13 protein-coding genes are annotated in these 16,443 nt (G+C 63.0%); 4 read left to right on the plus strand and 9 right to left on the minus strand.

Translation table 11 applies throughout. From position 1 onward, the window contains the following. The first annotated feature begins 218 nt into the window (after positions 1-218). The 3 genes from gltB to hemE all read left to right on the plus strand — a co-directional run bounded on the left by gltB (position 219) and on the right by hemE (position 7,423). Complete coding sequence (gene gltB, locus P3S72_RS02875; protein ID WP_276195950.1) at positions 219-4,664, plus strand: glutamate synthase large subunit; 4,446 nt, start codon at positions 219-221, stop codon at positions 4,662-4,664. A 32-nt stretch (positions 4,665-4,696) separates the two neighbouring features. Then, complete coding sequence (locus P3S72_RS02880; RefSeq protein WP_247402217.1) at positions 4,697-6,115, plus strand: FAD-dependent oxidoreductase; 1,419 nt, start codon at positions 4,697-4,699, stop codon at positions 6,113-6,115. Between the two features lie 240 nt (positions 6,116-6,355). Then, positions 6,356-7,423, plus strand: a complete 1,068-nt coding sequence (gene hemE / locus P3S72_RS02885; protein ID WP_276195951.1) for a uroporphyrinogen decarboxylase — start codon at positions 6,356-6,358, stop codon at positions 7,421-7,423. A 48-nt stretch (positions 7,424-7,471) separates the two neighbouring features. Here the strand turns inward: hemE and P3S72_RS02890 are convergent, their stop codons facing one another. Next, the gene (locus tag P3S72_RS02890) at positions 7,472-8,740 is read right to left on the minus strand and encodes an MFS transporter (protein ID WP_276195952.1); all 1,269 of its coding nucleotides are present in this window, start codon (positions 8,738-8,740) and stop codon (positions 7,472-7,474) included. A gap of 124 nt (positions 8,741-8,864) precedes the next feature. Here P3S72_RS02890 and P3S72_RS02895 point away from each other — a divergent pair, with 124 nt between their 5' ends. Further along, positions 8,865-9,779 carry a LysR family transcriptional regulator gene (locus P3S72_RS02895; RefSeq protein WP_276195953.1) on the plus strand — a complete coding sequence of 305 codons (915 nt, stop codon included), beginning with the start codon at positions 8,865-8,867 and terminating at the stop codon, positions 9,777-9,779. A gap of 202 nt (positions 9,780-9,981) precedes the next feature. Here P3S72_RS02895 and P3S72_RS02900 read toward each other — a convergent pair whose 3' ends face one another. Genes P3S72_RS02900 through P3S72_RS02935 form a run of 8 tightly spaced genes read right to left on the minus strand, consistent with a single transcriptional unit; the run spans position 9,982 to position 16,432 of the window. Continuing rightward, positions 9,982-10,377: a hypothetical protein gene (locus P3S72_RS02900; RefSeq protein ID WP_276195955.1), complete on the minus strand. Its 396-nt coding sequence runs from the start codon at positions 10,375-10,377 to the stop codon at positions 9,982-9,984. Positions 10,378-10,402: 25 nt separating this feature from the next. After that, positions 10,403-11,629 carry a beta-ketoacyl-ACP synthase gene (locus P3S72_RS02905; protein ID WP_276195956.1) on the minus strand — a complete coding sequence of 409 codons (1,227 nt, stop codon included), beginning with the start codon at positions 11,627-11,629 and terminating at the stop codon, positions 10,403-10,405. After that, on the minus strand, positions 11,629-12,357 hold the full coding sequence (fabG, locus tag P3S72_RS02910) for a 3-oxoacyl-ACP reductase FabG (RefSeq protein ID WP_247402202.1): 729 nt from the start codon (positions 12,355-12,357) through the stop codon (positions 11,629-11,631). The genes P3S72_RS02905 and fabG overlap by 1 nt, the downstream gene beginning before the upstream one ends. Then, positions 12,354-12,815, minus strand: coding sequence for a hotdog family protein (locus P3S72_RS02915; RefSeq protein ID WP_276195957.1), 462 nt, complete (start codon positions 12,813-12,815; stop codon positions 12,354-12,356). Before P3S72_RS02915 ends, fabG begins: the two co-directional genes overlap by 4 nt. Beyond that, on the minus strand, positions 12,812-13,978 hold the full coding sequence (locus P3S72_RS02920; protein WP_276195958.1) for a beta-ketoacyl-[acyl-carrier-protein] synthase family protein: 1,167 nt from the start codon (positions 13,976-13,978) through the stop codon (positions 12,812-12,814). The genes P3S72_RS02915 and P3S72_RS02920 overlap by 4 nt, the downstream gene beginning before the upstream one ends. Continuing rightward, a complete protein-coding gene (locus tag P3S72_RS02925) occupies positions 13,975-14,457 on the minus strand; it encodes a hypothetical protein (protein WP_276195960.1) in 483 nt (160 codons plus the stop codon). Before P3S72_RS02925 ends, P3S72_RS02920 begins: the two co-directional genes overlap by 4 nt. Then, a complete protein-coding gene (locus tag P3S72_RS02930; protein WP_276195961.1) occupies positions 14,454-15,188 on the minus strand; it encodes a class I SAM-dependent methyltransferase in 735 nt (244 codons plus the stop codon). The genes P3S72_RS02925 and P3S72_RS02930 overlap by 4 nt, the downstream gene beginning before the upstream one ends. Next, positions 15,185-16,432: an NAD(P)/FAD-dependent oxidoreductase gene (locus P3S72_RS02935; protein ID WP_276195963.1), complete on the minus strand. Its 1,248-nt coding sequence runs from the start codon at positions 16,430-16,432 to the stop codon at positions 15,185-15,187. Before P3S72_RS02935 ends, P3S72_RS02930 begins: the two co-directional genes overlap by 4 nt. Positions 16,433-16,443: the final 11 nt, after the last annotated feature.

The raw sequence follows: 16,443 nt of genomic DNA on the forward strand, positions 1-16,443 counted from the left end.
AAAGTTTTGACTAGCACAGCATATCGCTTTAAACCTTTCATAAATGCGACATAGATTTGCGACATCTCGTCGCTAAATTTGTGAGCGTCTGTGTCGGTGTGTACAATGACCTCCCTTTTGCCCCTGCAAAGCCGACGAACGTTCGGCGTGGAAGGTAACTGGTTGAATTGAAAAGAAATTTGCCTCGATATAAGAGGCAGCCTGGTGAGAAAGCGTCTATGAAAGCAGGTCTGTACCAACCCGATGAATTCAAGGATAACTGCGGTTTCGGCCTGATTGCCCATATGCAGGGCGAGCCCAGTCATACCCTTTTGCAAACGGCCATCGAGGCCCTGACCTGCATGACCCACCGTGGTGGGATCAACGCCGACGGCAAGACCGGTGACGGGTGTGGCTTGCTCATTCAAAAGCCCGACCTGTTCCTGCGCGCTGTCGCCAAAGAACATTTCGCGGCCGACCTGCCCAAGCAGTACGCGGTGGGCATGGTGTTCTTCAACCAGGACCCGGTCAAAGCCGAAGCCGCTCGCGAGAACATGAACCGCGAAATCCTCGCGGCCGGCCTGCAACTCGTCGGCTGGCGCAAAGTGCCGATCGACACCAGCGTGCTCGGCCGCCTGGCCTTGGAGCGCCTGCCGCAGATCGAACAAGTGTTCATCGCGGGCGACGGCCTGAGCGACCAGGACATGGCGATCAAGCTGTTCACATCGCGTCGTCGCTCGTCCGTGTCCAATGCCGCTGACACCGACCACTACATCTGCAGCTTTTCGCACAAGACCATCATTTATAAAGGCCTGATGATGCCGGCGGACTTGACCGCCTTCTATCCGGACCTGAGCGATGAGCGCCTGCAAACCGCAATCTGCGTGTTCCACCAGCGCTTCTCCACCAACACCTTGCCGAAATGGCCGCTGGCCCAGCCATTCCGCTTCCTCGCCCACAACGGCGAGATCAACACCATCACCGGCAACCGCAACTGGGCTGTGGCCCGTCGCACCAAGTTCGCCAACGATTTGATGGACCTGGAAGAACTCGGCCCGCTGGTCAACCGCGTCGGCTCCGACTCCTCCAGCATGGACAACATGCTCGAACTGATGGTCACCGGCGGCATCGACCTGTTCCGTGGCGTGCGCATGATCATTCCGCCTGCGTGGCAGAACGTCGAGACCATGGACCCCGATCTGCGGGCGTTCTATGAGTACAACTCGATGCACATGGAACCGTGGGACGGCCCGGCCGGCGTGGTCATGACCGACGGCCGCTACGCGGTGTGCCTGCTCGACCGTAACGGCCTGCGCCCGGCGCGTTGGGTGACCACCACCAACGGTTTCATCACCCTGGCGTCGGAAATCGGCGTATGGAACTACCAGCCGCAAGACGTGATCGCCAAAGGCCGCGTCGGCCCTGGGCAGATCCTTGCCGTTGACACCGAAACCGGGCAGATCCTCGACACCGATGCGATCGACAACCGCTTGAAGTCGCGTCATCCGTACAAGCAATGGCTGCGCAAGAACGCCCTGCGCATCCAGGCAACCATGGAAGACAACGACCACGGTTCGGCGTTCTACGACATCGACCAGCTCAAGCAGTACATGAAGATGTACCAGGTCACGTTCGAAGAACGCGACCAGGTGCTGCGTCCGCTCGGCGAGCAAGGCTACGAGGCGGTCGGCTCGATGGGCGACGACACGCCGATGGCCGTGCTGTCCCAGCGCGTGCGCACGCCATACGACTACTTCCGCCAGCAGTTCGCCCAGGTGACCAACCCACCGATCGACCCGCTGCGTGAAGCCATCGTGATGTCCCTGGAAGTGTGCCTCGGTGCCGAGCGCAACATCTTCCAGGAATCGCCTGAGCACGCCTCCCGCGTGATCCTCAGCTCGCCGGTCATTTCCCCGGCCAAGTGGCGCTCGCTGATGACCCTGGAGCGCCCAGGCTTCGACCGTCAGATCATCGACCTGAACTACGACGAGAGCCTCGGCCTTGAAGCCGCGGTGCGCAATGTCGCGGACCAGGCCGAAGAAGCCGTGCGCGCCGGGCGTACCCAGATCGTGCTGACCGACCGTCACATTGCACCGGGCAAGCTGCCGATCCACGCCTCCCTGGCCACCGGCGCGGTCCATCACCGCCTGACCGAAAAAGGCCTGCGCTGCGACTCCAACATCCTCGTGGAAACCGCCACCGCCCGCGACCCGCACCATTTCGCGGTGCTGATCGGTTTCGGCGCCTCGGCGGTGTACCCGTTCCTCGCCTACGAAGTGCTCGGTGATCTGATCCGTACCGGCGAAGTCCTGGGCGACCTCTACGAGGTGTTCAAGAACTACCGCAAAGGCATCACCAAGGGCCTGCTGAAGATCCTGTCGAAGATGGGCATCTCCACCGTCACCTCCTACCGTGGCGCGCAGTTGTTCGAGGCCATCGGTCTGTCGGAAGAAGTCTGCGACCTGAGCTTCCGTGGCGTGCCGAGCCGCATCAAGGGTGCGCGTTTCGTCGACATCGAAGCCGAACAGAAAGCCCTGGCGGCCGAAGCCTGGAGTGCGCGCAAGCCGATCCAGCAAGGCGGCCTGCTCAAGTTCGTACACGGTGGCGAATATCACGCCTACAACCCGGACGTGGTCAGCACCCTGCAAGCCGCCGTGCAGCAGGGCGACTACGCCAAGTTCAAGGAATATACCGCGCTGGTGGATAACCGCCCGGTGTCGATGATCCGCGACATGTTCAAGGTGAAAACCCTGGATACGCCGCTGGACATCAGCGAAATCGAACCGCTGGAATCGGTCCTCAAGCGCTTTGACTCCGCCGGTATTTCCCTGGGCGCCTTGTCGCCCGAGGCCCACGAAGCCCTGGCCGAAGCCATGAACCGCCTGGGTGCGCGTTCCAACTCCGGCGAAGGCGGTGAAGACCCGGCGCGCTACGGCACGATCAAGAGCTCGAAAATCAAGCAAGTGGCGACTGGCCGTTTCGGTGTAACCCCCGAATACCTGGTCAACGCCGAAGTGCTGCAGATCAAAGTCGCCCAGGGTGCCAAGCCCGGTGAGGGCGGCCAACTGCCGGGCGGCAAGGTCAACGGTCTGATCGCCAAGCTGCGTTATGCGGTGCCGGGCGTGACCCTGATTTCGCCGCCGCCGCACCACGACATCTACTCGATCGAAGACTTGTCGCAGCTGATTTTCGACCTTAAACAAGTCAACCCGCAGGCCCTGGTCTCGGTGAAATTGGTCGCGGAAGCCGGCGTGGGCACCATCGCCGCCGGTGTGGCCAAGGCCTATGCCGACCTGATCACCATCTCCGGCTACGACGGCGGCACCGGCGCTTCGCCGCTGACCTCGATCAAGTACGCCGGCGCACCGTGGGAGCTGGGCCTCGCCGAAACGCACCAGACCCTGCGCGGCAACGACCTGCGCGGCAAAGTCCGCGTGCAGACCGACGGCGGCCTGAAAACCGGCCTCGACGTGATCAAGGCCGCCATCCTCGGCGCCGAAAGTTTCGGCTTCGGCACTGCGCCGATGATCGCCCTGGGCTGCAAATACCTGCGCATCTGCCACCTGAACAACTGCGCCACCGGCGTCGCCACTCAGAACGAGAAGCTGCGCAAGGATCACTACATCGGCACCGTCGACATGGTGGTGAATTTCTTCACCTACGTCGCCGAAGAAACCCGTGAGTGGCTGGCCAAACTGGGCGTGCGCTCCCTCGAAGAGCTGATCGGCCGCACCGATCTGCTGGACATCCTCGAAGGCCAGACCGCCAAGCAACAACACCTGGACCTGACGCCGCTGTTGGGCAGCGATCACATCCCGGCAGACAAGCCACAATTCTGCCAGGTGGAGCGCAACCCACCGTTCGACAAAGGCCTGCTGGCCGAGAAGATGGTCGAGATGGCCACTTCGTCGATCAACGACGCCAGCGGCGGCGAATTCAGCATGGACATTTGCAACTGCGACCGCTCCATCGGCGCACGCATCTCCGGCGAAATCGCGCGCAAGCACGGCAACCAGGGCATGGCCAAGGCGCCGATCACCTTCCGCTTCACCGGCACCGCGGGCCAGAGCTTCGGCGTGTGGAACGCCGGCGGCCTGCACATGTACCTGGAAGGTGACGCCAACGACTACGTGGGCAAGGGCATGACCGGCGGCAAGCTGGTGATCGTTCCGCCTAAAGGCAGCGTCTACAAGACCCAGGACAGTGCCATCATCGGCAACACCTGCTTGTACGGCGCCACCGGCGGCAAGCTGTTCGCCGCCGGTACGGCCGGTGAGCGTTTCGCCGTGCGTAACTCCGGTGCCCACACGGTGGTGGAAGGCACTGGCGATCACTGCTGCGAGTACATGACCGGGGGCTTTGTCGCGGTACTGGGCAAGACCGGTTACAACTTCGGTTCGGGCATGACCGGCGGTTTCGCCTACGTGCTGGACCAGGACAACTCCTTCGTCGATCGGGTCAACCACGAGTTGGTCGAGATCCAGCGGATCAGCGGCGAAGCGATGGAATCCCACCGTAACCACTTGCAGCACGTGCTGGACGAGTACGTCGAGGAAACCGGCAGCGAATGGGGTCGTAACCTCGCTGAGAACCTTGATGATTACCTGCGTCGTTTCTGGCTGGTCAAGCCCAAGGCTGCCAACCTGAAATCGTTGCTTTCCAGCATCCGTGCCAACCCGCAGTGATATGCGCCTGAAGAGTTTGATGAGGTTTTAACATGGCTGAACGTCTGAATAACGACTTCCAGTTCATCGATGTCGGGCGCAAAGATCCGAAGAAGAAACTGTTGCGTCAACGCAAGAAAGAGTTCGTGGAAATCTACGAACCCTTCAAACCCCAGCACTCGGCCGACCAGGCCCACCGCTGCTTGGGGTGCGGTAACCCGTATTGCGAATGGAAGTGCCCGGTGCACAACTTCATTCCCAACTGGCTGAAACTGGTGGCCGAGGGCAACATCCTCGCCGCCGCCGAGCTGTCGCACCAGACCAACACCCTGCCGGAAGTCTGCGGCCGGGTGTGCCCGCAGGACCGTCTGTGCGAGGGTGCTTGCACCCTCAACGACGGCTTCGGCGCGGTGACCATCGGTTCGGTGGAGAAGTACATCACCGACACCGCCTTCGCCATGGGCTGGCGCCCGGACATGTCCAAGGTCAAGCCGAACGGCAAGCGCGTCGCGATCATCGGCGCGGGCCCGGCGGGTCTGGGCTGTGCCGACGTGCTGGTGCGTGGCGGCGTGACCCCGGTGGTGTTCGACAAGAACCCGGAAATCGGCGGCCTGCTGACCTTCGGTATCCCCGAGTTCAAGCTGGAAAAAACCGTGCTGAGCCACCGTCGCGAAGTGTTCACCGGCATGGGCATCGAGTTCCGCCTGAACACCGAAGTCGGCAAAGACGTGACCATGGAGCAACTGCTCGAAGAATACGATGCCGTATTCATGGGCATGGGCACCTACACCTACATGAAAGGCGGCTTTGCCGGTGAAGACCTGCCGGGCGTGCACGACGCGCTCGATTTCCTGATCGCCAACGTCAACCGCAACCTGGGCTTTGAAAAGTCGCCGGAAGACTTCGTCGACATGAAAGGCAAGAAGGTCGTGGTGCTGGGCGGTGGCGACACCGCGATGGACTGCAACCGCACCTCGATCCGCCAAGGCGCCAAGTCGGTGACCTGTGCGTATCGTCGTGACGAAGCGAACATGCCGGGCTCGCGCAAAGAGGTGAAGAACGCCAAGGAAGAAGGCGTGAAATTCCTCTACAACCGCCAGCCGATCGCGATTGTCGGTGAAGACCGGGTCGAAGGCGTGAAGGTGGTCGAGACCCGTCTCGGCGAACCGGATGCCCGTGGCCGTCGCAGCCCTGAGCCGATCCCGGGTTCCGAAGAGATCATCCCGGCCGACGCCGTGGTCATCGCGTTCGGCTTTCGCCCAAGCCCGGCGCCGTGGTTCGAGCAGTTCCAGATCCAGACCGACAGCCAGGGCCGCGTCGTCGCCCCGGAACAAGGCCAGTACAAGCACCAGACCAGCAACCCGAAAATCTTCGCCGGTGGCGACATGGTGCGCGGCTCCGACCTGGTAGTAACGGCGATCTTCGAAGGCCGCAATGCCGCCGAAGGGATCCTGGATTACCTGCAGGTCTAACCCATTTCATCTTTGAAATGTGGCCAAAATGTGGGAGGGGCTTGCCCCCGATAGCGGTGGTTCAGTTAAAGATACTGAGACTGACACACTGCAATCGGGAGCAAGCCCCCTCCCACATTTGGTTTTGATGTGCCCAAGAGATTGTCGTAAATCAACGCGATAGACAAAAGGCACGGCTCATCCCGTGCCTTTTGCGTCGCGCTCTGAGAAAATGCCCGTACTTTTTTTGCGGATGCCGACATGACTGCCCTCAAGAACGACCGTTTCCTTCGTGCCCTGCTCAAGCAGCCCGTTGACGTCACCCCTGTGTGGATGATGCGTCAAGCCGGTCGCTACCTGCCGGAATACCGCGCCAGCCGCGCCCAGGCAGGTGACTTCATGAGCCTGTGCATGAACCCGGAGTTCGCCTGCGAAGTCACCCTGCAGCCGTTGGACCGCTACCCGGAACTGGATGCGGCCATCCTCTTCTCCGATATCCTCACCATTCCTGACGCCATGGGCCAAGGCCTGTACTTCGAGACCGGCGAAGGCCCGCGTTTCAAGAAAGTCATCAGCACCCTGGCCGACATCGAAGCGCTGCCGATCCCGGACCCGCACAAAGACCTCGGTTACGTGATGGACGCCGTCAGCACCATCCGCCGCGAGCTCAATGGCCGCGTGCCGCTGATCGGCTTCTCCGGCAGCCCCTGGACCCTGGCCACCTACATGGTCGAAGGCGGCTCGTCGAAAGACTTCCGCAAGACCAAGGCCATGCTCTACGACACCCCACAGGCCATGCACTTGCTGCTGGACAAGCTGGCGCAGTCGGTCACCTCTTACCTCAACGGCCAGATCATGGCCGGCGCGCAAGCGGTGCAGATCTTCGACACCTGGGGCGGCAACCTGTCGTCGGCGGCGTACCAGGAGTTCTCCCTGGCCTACATGCGCAAGATCGTCAGCGGCCTGATCCGTGAACACGAAGGCCGTAAAGTGCCGGTGATCCTGTTCACCAAGGGCGGCGGCCTGTGGCTGGAAAGCATCGCCGATGTCGGCGCCGATGCCCTGGGCCTGGACTGGACCTGCGACATCGGCGAAGCCCGCCGCCGCGTCGGCAACCAGGTCGCGCTGCAAGGCAACATGGACCCGACCGTGCTGTACGCCAAGCCGGAAGCCATCTGCACCGAAGTCGGGCGTATCCTGGCCAGCTACGGCAAGGGCAGCGGGCATGTGTTCAACCTGGGTCACGGCATTACGCCGGAAGTGAACCCGGAACATGCCGGCGCGTTCCTGCGTGCGGTGCATGAGTTGTCGGCGCAGTATCACGAGTGATTGGCGCGCAATAAAAAACGCCCGGCTTATGCCGGGCGTTTTTGTTTGTCAGGCCGTTTGCAGCGGCGCCAGTTTCGCCAACTTCAGCGCCACCAGCAACGCGCCGATCAACAGTGCGACGATAAACCCACCAATCCCGTTCCACCCGGCGAAGTGCCAGAAGAACCCACCCGCAGTGCCGGCAACGCTCGACCCCGCGTAGTAGCAGAACAGGTACAACGACGACGCTTGCCCCTTGGCCTTCACCGCGCGGCGGCCGATCCAGCTGCTGGCCACCGAGTGGGCGCCGAAGAAGCCGAACGTGAACACCAGCATGCCGGGTATCACCAGCCACAGCGGGGTGAACAGGGTCAGGACGATGCCGGCAAGCATCGACACGATGGTGGCCCACAGCACGCGGCGGCGGCCGAGGCGGTCGGCCAGGGAGCCGATTTTCGCCGAGCTGTAGATGCCCGAGAGGTACACCAGCGACAGCAGACCGACCACGGCCTGGCTCAGGTCATACGGGTCGGCCAGCAAGCGGTAGCCGATGTAGTTGAACATCGTCACGAACGCGCCCATCAGCAGGAAGGCCTCGAGGAACAGCCACGGCAGGCCCGCGTCCTTGAAGTGCACGACAAAGCCGTCCACCAGGCTGCGCGGCTTGAGGCTACTGGCGCGGAAGTTGCGCGATTCGGGGAGGATTTTCCAGAACACCGTCGCGGCGATCAGGGCCAGGGCGCCGATGATCAGCATTGCCGTGTGCCAACTGACGAAGTCGATCAACACACCAATGATCAGCCGCCCGCTCATGCCGCCGATGGCGTTGCCGCCGATGTACAGGCCCATGGCGAGGCCGATGTGCTGGGGGTGGATCTCTTCGCTCAGGTACGTCATCGCCACGGCGGCCAGGCCACTCAGCGACAGCCCCACCAGCGCGCGCATCAGCAAAATCCCTTCCCAGCTCGGCATCAGGCCGCTGGCGATGGTGGCCAGCGCGGCGCAGAACAACGCGGCGACCATCACCGGCTTGCGCCCCAGCGTGTCGGAAATCGGCCCGGTGATCAGCAGGCCCAGGGCGAGCATCGCCGTAGACACCGACAGCACCAGGCTGCTTTGCGCCGCATTGATGGAAAACTCGTGGGACAACGCCGGCATCATCGGCTGCACGCAATACAGCAGGGCAAACGTCGCGAACCCGCCGGAGAACAGCGCCAACACGGTGCGCATGAACATCGGCGTGCCTTTTTCGATGTACGCGTCATTGAGCTGCGCCACGACCTCATCCAGGGCGGTCGGCGGGACTTCTTGAGCGAATGGAGCGACAGCAGATTTCACGGGGACCTCGGGGAGGAAAAGCCTGCCAGGACCGGCAATCTGAAAAAGAATATAGCTGCCTAATGATTCTTTCCAATATATTGTTCGACCTGTTTGATAGCTTTTACGACCTAATGGTATTGCTATGGAATTACGTCATCTACGGTACTTCATTGCCGTCGCCGAAGAACTGCATTTTGGCCGGGCGGCGCAGGTCCTCGGCATCTCGCAACCGCCTCTGAGCCAGCAGATCCAGGCGCTGGAGCACGAGGTGGGCGCGCGCTTGTTCGAACGCACCAACCGTCGGGTCGAGCTGAGCGAAGCCGGGCGGTTGTTCCTGCACGAGGCGCGACTGGTGCTGGCGCAAGTCGATAAGGCCGCAGATGTGGCACGCCGGGCGCAGTTGGGTGAGCTGGGTGAACTGAAGATCGGCTTCACGTCGTCGGCGCCGTTCAATTCGAGCATCCCCCAGGCGATCTTTGCGTTTCGTCAGGCGTTCCCGGCGGTCCACCTGAATTTGCAGGAAATGAGCAGCGCTGTGGTCGCCGAGTCGCTGGTGGATGAGTCGATCCAGGTCGGCTTGATGCGCCCGCTGCCGTTGCCGGATTCGCTGAGTGTGGTGGAGTTGATGCGCGAACCCTTGGTGGCGGTGCTCAACGCCGGTCATCCCTTGGTGCAAGGCAGCGAGTGCGGTTTGCACCTGGCGCAATTGGCAGACGAACCGTTCGTGTTTTTCCCGCGCAGCTACGGCAGCGGCCTCTACGCGCAACTGCTCAACCTCGCCCGCGACGCCGGCTTCAGCCCGCACTTTGCCCAGGAAGCCAGGGAGGCGATGACCATCATCGGGTTGGTGGCGGCGGGGTTGGGCGTGTCGGTGCTGCCGGCGTCTTACCAGCGCATCCGCATCGATGGCGTGGTCTATCGCACCTTGCTCGATCAGGAGGCGGTGACGGCGGTGTGGCTGGTGCAGCGCAAGGACGTGCAAACGCCGATGGCGAAGGCGTTTGTGGAGTTGTTGAGGCGTAAGGCGGCGGTTCGCAGCGCGCTTGGGTTGCGGTGAGTTTAGCGGCAGATGAGCGGCGGTTTGCCAGCAATTGCTGAGGGGAGGTTTTCAGGCATACTGCCCGAGTTCCCGAAAGGGGCTTGTGAGACTCTGAGGATCCTGGGCAACCAGCAATCGCAGAGCCAGGCAGGAAGCGGCGATGACAAGCCAACCTGTTTGTGAAGAGGGCGCCGAAAGGCGCCCTTTGTCGTTTCCGGGTCTACTGCATTCCAGCCGAACGCAACCCCGCCATGATGTCCCGATCCAGCATGCTCACCCAACGGTTGTAGTTGCGATGGATCTTGCCGTCCTTGTAGCCCAGGTCGCGGCTGTCGCGGTAGTTGATGGCGTAGCTGTTGCGGGTGTAGCGGATGTCGATGGCGGCGTAGTACTGGTTGCGCACAGTGATCTCGGCCTGCACCCGTTGGGGGCTCTGGCGTAGCACGGTCCATTCGCGTTTTTGCAGGGCGGCGACGATCACCTGTTTGACTTTTTCTTCGCTGATCTGGGCACTCGCTGGCAAGTCGTGCTGGGTGTTGAGCACCGGTTTGCTGGTGCAACCGGCGCTGGTCAGCAGGGCCAGGGTGATCAGGGTGGCGCGTAGCAAGGAAGACATTCCGTTTTCTCCAGTCGGTTAAAAGTCAGGGCCAGCGGCGGAAGATCAACGAGGTGTTGACGCCGCCAAAGGCAAAATTGTTGTTCATCACGTAGTCGTGGTGCATCTCGCGAAACTCACCTTGCAGGTAATCCAGCTCGCCGCACTTCGGGTCGACTGAATCCAGGTTGAAGGTGTGGACGTACTGGTCGCGGTTCATCATCTCGATGCTGAACCACGACTCCAGCGCCCCGCACGCGCCCAGGGTGTGGCCAAGGAAGCTCTTCTGCGAACTGATGGGCATGCGGCTGCCGAACAGGCTGTGGGTGGCCAGCGTCTCGGCGATGTCGCCCTGGTCGGTGGCGGTGCCATGGCCGTTCACATAGCCGATGGCCGAGGGCTCAAGCCCGGCGTCTTCCAGGGCCAGCTCCATGGCGCGGCGCATGGTTTTCTGTTCCGGGCGGGTGGTGTGCTGGCCGTCGGCGTTGCTGCCGAAACCGACAATTTCGGCGTGGATATGCGCGCCACGGGCCAGGGCGTGTTCCAGTTCTTCGAGCACCAGCATGCCGCCGCCTTCGCCGATCACCAGGCCGTCGCGGCCGCTGTCGTAGGGGCGCGGGCTGGTCTGTGGTGCATCGTTCTTCAGGCTGGTGGCGTAGAGTGCGTCGAACACCATGGCTTCGGTGGGGCACAGCTCTTCGGCGCCGCCGGCGAGCATCAGCGGCAGGCGGCCGAACTTGATCGCCTCGTAGGCATAGCCGATGCCCTGGCTGCCGCTGGTGCAGGCGCTGGACGTGGGGATCAAGCGCCCGGTGAGGCCGAAGAAGATGCTGATATTCGCCGCCGTGGTGTGGGGCATCATGCGCACATAGGAGTTGGCGTTCAGCCCCTCGGCCACCGAGTTGAGCAGCATGTTGCCGAAGGCCTTGATCTCGTCGGTGCTGCCGGTGGACGAGCCGCAGGCCACGCCCATGCGCCCGTCCTTGATCGACTCGTCGCCGAGTAAGCCGGCGTCTTTTAACGCCTGTTCCGCCGCCCACACCGCCAGGCGCGATACGCGGCCCATGCTGCGCAGTTGTTTGCGCGTCCAGTGCGCGGGCACGACAAAGTCATCGATCGGCCCGGCCAGACGCGTGTTCAATTCGCTAAAACGGTCCCACTCGTCCATGCGCCGGATGCCGCTGCGGTTGGCGCGAAAGTTGGCGGCGATGGTGTCCCAGTCGCTGCCCAGGGAGGTCATGCCGGCCATGCCGGTTACTACCACGCGCTTCATCAGCACAGACCTCCGTTCACGGCCAAGACCTGGCGGGTGATATAGCCTGCTTCGGCCGACATCAGGAAATTCACCGCGCCGGCGACTTCTTCCGGCGTGCCCATGCGCTGCGCCGGGATCATCTTCATCAGCTCTTCCACCGGCACGTTTTCATCGAGCATCGCGGTGTCGATCAAGCCCGGGGCGACGCAGTTGACGGTGATCTTGCGCTTGCCCAACTCGATGGCCAGAGCCTTGGCCGCGCCGATCAGGCCGGCCTTGGAGGCGCTGTAGTTGACCTGGCCGCGATTGCCGATCAGCCCGGACACCGAGGTGATACACACGATACGCCCGGCTGCGCGCCGACGGATCATCGGCATCATCACCGGGTGCAGCACGTTGTAGAAACCGTCGAGGTTGGTGCGCATCACCACGTCCCAGTCGTCTTCCGACAAGGCCGGAAACGCGCCGTCGCGGGTCAGGCCTGCGTTGAGCACCACGCCATAATACGCGCCATGTTGCTCCACGTCGGCTTCGAGGATTGCCTTGCAGTCGGCACGCTCGGAAACGTCGAATTGCAGCACCCGCGCCTTGCGGCCCAGGGCCTCGATCTCGACCTGCACCGCGTCGGCTTCTGCTCGACCGCTGCGGCAATGCAGCACGATGTCGTGCCCGGCCTGGGCCAGGCGCAGGGCAATGGCGCGGCCGATGCCACGGCTGGAGCCGGTGACCAGTACGGATTCAGTCATGGCGTTTCGTCCTTCGATTCATCTAAATAGGTGGCCGCCTGGGGCGGTCTAAATACGTTCAGGCGGGCACTGGCGTGGATACCCTCGCCGGTCAGGTGGCATTCGAACACACCCATGCCGTTGTCGTCTTCCAGGGAACGCAGGCCGTGGATCGTCAACTCGGCACCGGCTGGGAAGTGCTCGACGTTGCACTCGAACTTACGTGTGCCCAACAGGAAGCCCAGCTCCACCGCCTGGCCGTTCTGGCGCGCGCGGCAACCGGCGTAGGCCGCGACGCTTTGCGCCATCAGCTCGATACCGACCCAGGCCGGCAGGCTGCCGTCCGGGCGATTGAACAAGCCACCGGGCTTGACGCTGAGGCGGGTGTGAATCTGCTCTTCATCGAACGACAGCACCTGGTCGAGCAGGATCATGTCGCCCGCATGGGGCAGCAGTGTGGCGAGTGGCCAATCGATCATGGGGCCTCTCCGATAATCAGGCTGACGTTGTTGCCACCGAACGCAAACGAGTTGCTCATCAGGCAGCGTTTTTCCAGGGCGGCGCCGTTGCGTGCCCACTGCAAGGCGGGCAGCGCCGGGTCGCCCTGGCCGTCCCATACGTGGGGGGGCAGCCGGCCGTGGGCCAGGCTCAGCCAGCAGAACGCCGCTTCCAGCGCGCCGGCCGCGCCCAGGGTGTGGCCGCTCATCGGTTTGGTCGATGAACAGGCCACGCCGTCGGGGAACAGGCTGGCGACGGCCAGGCTTTCCATGGCGTCGTTGTGTTGGGTGGCGGTGCCGTGCAGGTTCAGGTAGCCGATCTGCTCCGGCGTTAAGCGAGCGCTGGCCAGGGCCTTGCGCATCGCCTGCAAGGCGCCTTTACCGCCAGGCTCCGGCGCGGAGATATGGTGCGCATCGCAACTTGCGCCACTGCCCAGCAGCGCGATGGGGGCGGGTTCCCGAGTCATCAGGAACAGCACCGCCGCTTCGCCGATGTTGATGCCGTTGCGGTTCACCGAAAACGGGTTGCAGCGCTCGCTCGATACCGCCTCCAGCGCGCTAAAGCCGTTGAGGGTCAGCTTGCACAGGCTGTCGACGCCGCCGCAGATCACCGCATCGCACACCCCCAGGTCCAGCAGGCGCCGGGCGCTCATCAAGGCGCGGGCGCTGGAGGTGCAGGCGGTGGAAATCACATAGGCCGGGCCGCTCAGTTGCAGCCAGTCGGCGAGGAAGTTCGCCGGGGCGCTGAGTTCCTGTTGTTGGTAGTCATAGTCGCCGGGGAACTGGTGATCGCGCAGGTAATGGGCAATGCCGCGACTGGCTTCGTCGATGCCCGAGGTGCTGGTGCCGAGCACAATGCCGACCCGCGCCGCGCCGTAGCGTTGGATCGCCTGGCGGATCTCGTCCTCGATCTGTAACGCGGCTTCCAGCAACAACTGGTTATTGCGGCTGCTCTGCTGGCCCAGCTCGGGCGGGATGGTCGCCAGTTCGCCCGGCACACCGGCAACCGGCAGCACCCGCTCGGGCACCCAGCCGCTTTCGGCGCGCATGCCGGAGCAGTCGCCGGCAAACAGGCTGCGGCTGACGTCGGCCTGGCCGCGCCCGAGGGCGCAGATCACGCCGAGGGCATTGAGGTAGGCGGTCATCGCGCCATTCCCAGCGGGGTGATGCGATAGCTCAGGGGCTGCCCGCTCATGTTCACGCGAAACACCTCGGATGACTGATACACGATTTGCCAATGGCCCGGCAGGGTGCGCGTCAGGTCCATCGCTTGGGCGTTCGGGTAAAGCGCGCGGAGGTCATCCGCCGAGCTCAGTGCAAACAGCAACGCGGCGAACAGCTCGCGCGCCTGGGGATTGGGCGGCAACAACCCGTCGGCCTGCCACTGGCCGTCGATCAGTTTTTGCCGGGCCAGGGGGATGCCCAGCGGGTCCATCATCGACCAGCGAATCGCACGGCCTTCGCGCTGGATCACCAGCAACCAGTCCTGGCTCTGGCCGTCCGCCAGGCGCTGCACGTGCAGTTGCATTGGCAAGGCGAGTGCCGGGGCTCTTTCCGGCAATGACGGTTGGCTGGCGCAGGCGCTCAGCAGCAACAGGCAGCCGATCAGCAGCAAACGCATCATGGTGCCGCGCTCGCCAAGGGCTTGCGTGCCACGCAGTTGACCAGGGTTTCCTCGCGCTGGCCCACCGGCGGTGCCTTGCGCAGGCCCCAGCGTTCCAGCAGGCCGAAATCACTGGCCCGGCTCCACCACAAGTAGGGGTACGAGACGTTCTGCGCGCCGAACTCAAAGCCCTGTTCGTGCAGCATCTGCAGGTACTCTTCGGCGCTTTTCTGCACCTGCATGGGGTGGCGGAACAGCCAGCGAATCACCCAGGTGTCGATATAGGCCTCGGTGGACTCGGCAAACAGCAAATAGCCGCCGGGCTTGAGCACCCGATAGAACTCTTTCAGTGCGCGATGCTGCTCAACCAGATGATGGAAGGTCTGGTGGCAAAACAGGATATCGACACTGGCGTCCGCTACGTTGAGGGTGGCGCAGTCGCTGCCGATCAGCTCGACGTTCAGCCCTTGGCGCGCGGCCTCCGCCTTGCTCAGCTCAAGGCTGTGCGGGTCGGCATCCAGCCCGATCAGGCGCGACGGCTCGAACACTTGCTGTAGCAGCTTGAAGGATTTGCCCTGGCCGCAGCCGGCGTCCAGCAATACCGGCGCCACCGGCAGCGGCTCGCTGAACAGGCGGCGCAGGTCGTTGATCGCCACGCGCAACACGTCGTGCTGCCAGGTGTGGCTGCGCAGGAACCAGAAGCCGAACTTGGTTTCTTCGACGTAATTCTTGCTTAAGTACTGACTGCTCACACGGCATCCCCTGCACAAATTTCCGACAACATCCGTAACCGCCGTTTGGGCTCGCTGACAAACGGGTTGCGCTCATCCCAGGCGTAGCCGGCGAGGATCGAGCTGATCATCCGGCGAATCTCCGGCGAGCTGCCGGCGTGAAAAATAACATCCTGGAACGTCCCGGCGTACCAGCCTTCAACGTAGCAGCGGAAGGTGTCGACGCCGCGCTTCAGTGGTTCGGCAAACTCGCGCTGCCAGTCCACGGCTTCGCCGTTGAGCTGACGATGCAGCACGCCGGCCGCCATGCTCGCCGAACGCATGGCGATGGTCACGCCCGAGGAGAACACCGGGTCGAGGAATTCTGCCGCGTTGCCCAGCAGCGCAAAGCCCGGGCCGTGCAAGGTTTTGACGTTGGCCGAGTAGCCGCCGATGGTGCGCGCGGGGGTGTCCCACACGGCGTTCTGCAGCACGCCGGACAGGCTCGGGGTTTCGTCGATGAACCCGCGCAGGCAGGCGTCGAGATCGGCGTCACGGCCGGCAAAATGCTCCTTGGCCGCCACCACACCTACCGAGCAACGGCCGTTGCTGAACGGAATGGTCCAGAACCAGATGTCGCGTTGGGTCGGGTGGGTTGTCACGAGGATCTTGGTGCGGTCGAAGCCTGGGTGTTCGATGCGGTCCTCGACATGGGTGAACACCGCCTGGCGCACCGGGAAGTCCGACGGCGCTTCGAGGTCCAGCAGGCGCGGCAGTACGCGGCCATAGCCGCTGGCATCAAGCACGAATTTGGCTTTGACGTGATACTCGCTGCCGTTCTCCCGGCGCACATGCAGGTAGTGGGTTTCACCGCTGAAATCCACGCCGACGATGGTTTCGCCGTAACGGATGTCGACGCCTTGCAACGCTGCTTGATCGGCCAGCAACTTGTCGAACTCGCCGCGCTGCACCTGGAAGGTGGTCGGCTTGCCGTGGCTGAACGTGTCAGCGAAATCAAACGCGCTGTAGCGCTCGCCCCAGGCGAACGCGGCACCGGTTTTTACTTGGAAACCCGCCGCCTGCACGGCGTCGAGCATGCCGGCTTCTTCGATAAAGTCGATGCAGTGCGACAGCAGGCTTTCACCAATCGAAAAGCGCGGGAAATGCTGGCGCTCGATAATCAGCACATCATGCCCTTTACGCTTTAACAGCGCGGCGGCGATGGCACCGGACGGGCCGGCACCGATCACCACCACCTGGCGACGTTCCATTTCAACTATGGGCACGAGGGCTCCTT

The sequence above is a fragment of the Pseudomonas sp. D3 genome, assembly GCF_029320995.1.
Taxonomy (GTDB): Bacteria; Pseudomonadota; Gammaproteobacteria; order Pseudomonadales; family Pseudomonadaceae; genus Aquipseudomonas; species Aquipseudomonas paraveronii.

Bases quoted from the DNA above. Each gene is read 5' to 3' on its own strand.
- hemE (WP_276195951.1), top strand. From the start codon at position 6,356: ATGACTGCCCTCAAGAACGACCGTTTCCTTCGTGCCCTGCTCAAGCAG.
- gltB (WP_276195950.1), top strand. From the start codon at position 219: ATGAAAGCAGGTCTGTACCAACCCGATGAATTCAAGGATAACTGCGGT.
- P3S72_RS02920 (WP_276195958.1), bottom strand. From the start codon at position 13,978: ATGACCGCCTACCTCAATGCCCTCGGCGTGATCTGCGCCCTCGGGCGC.
- P3S72_RS02915 (WP_276195957.1), bottom strand. From the start codon at position 12,815: ATGATCGATTGGCCACTCGCCACACTGCTGCCCCATGCGGGCGACATG.
- P3S72_RS02925 (WP_276195960.1), bottom strand. From the start codon at position 14,457: ATGATGCGTTTGCTGCTGATCGGCTGCCTGTTGCTGCTGAGCGCCTGC.
- P3S72_RS02895 (WP_276195953.1), top strand. From the start codon at position 8,865: ATGGAATTACGTCATCTACGGTACTTCATTGCCGTCGCCGAAGAACTG.
- P3S72_RS02900 (WP_276195955.1), bottom strand. From the start codon at position 10,377: ATGTCTTCCTTGCTACGCGCCACCCTGATCACCCTGGCCCTGCTGACC.
- fabG (WP_247402202.1), bottom strand. From the start codon at position 12,357: ATGACTGAATCCGTACTGGTCACCGGCTCCAGCCGTGGCATCGGCCGC.
- P3S72_RS02905 (WP_276195956.1), bottom strand. From the start codon at position 11,629: ATGAAGCGCGTGGTAGTAACCGGCATGGCCGGCATGACCTCCCTGGGC.
- P3S72_RS02880 (WP_247402217.1), top strand. From the start codon at position 4,697: ATGGCTGAACGTCTGAATAACGACTTCCAGTTCATCGATGTCGGGCGC.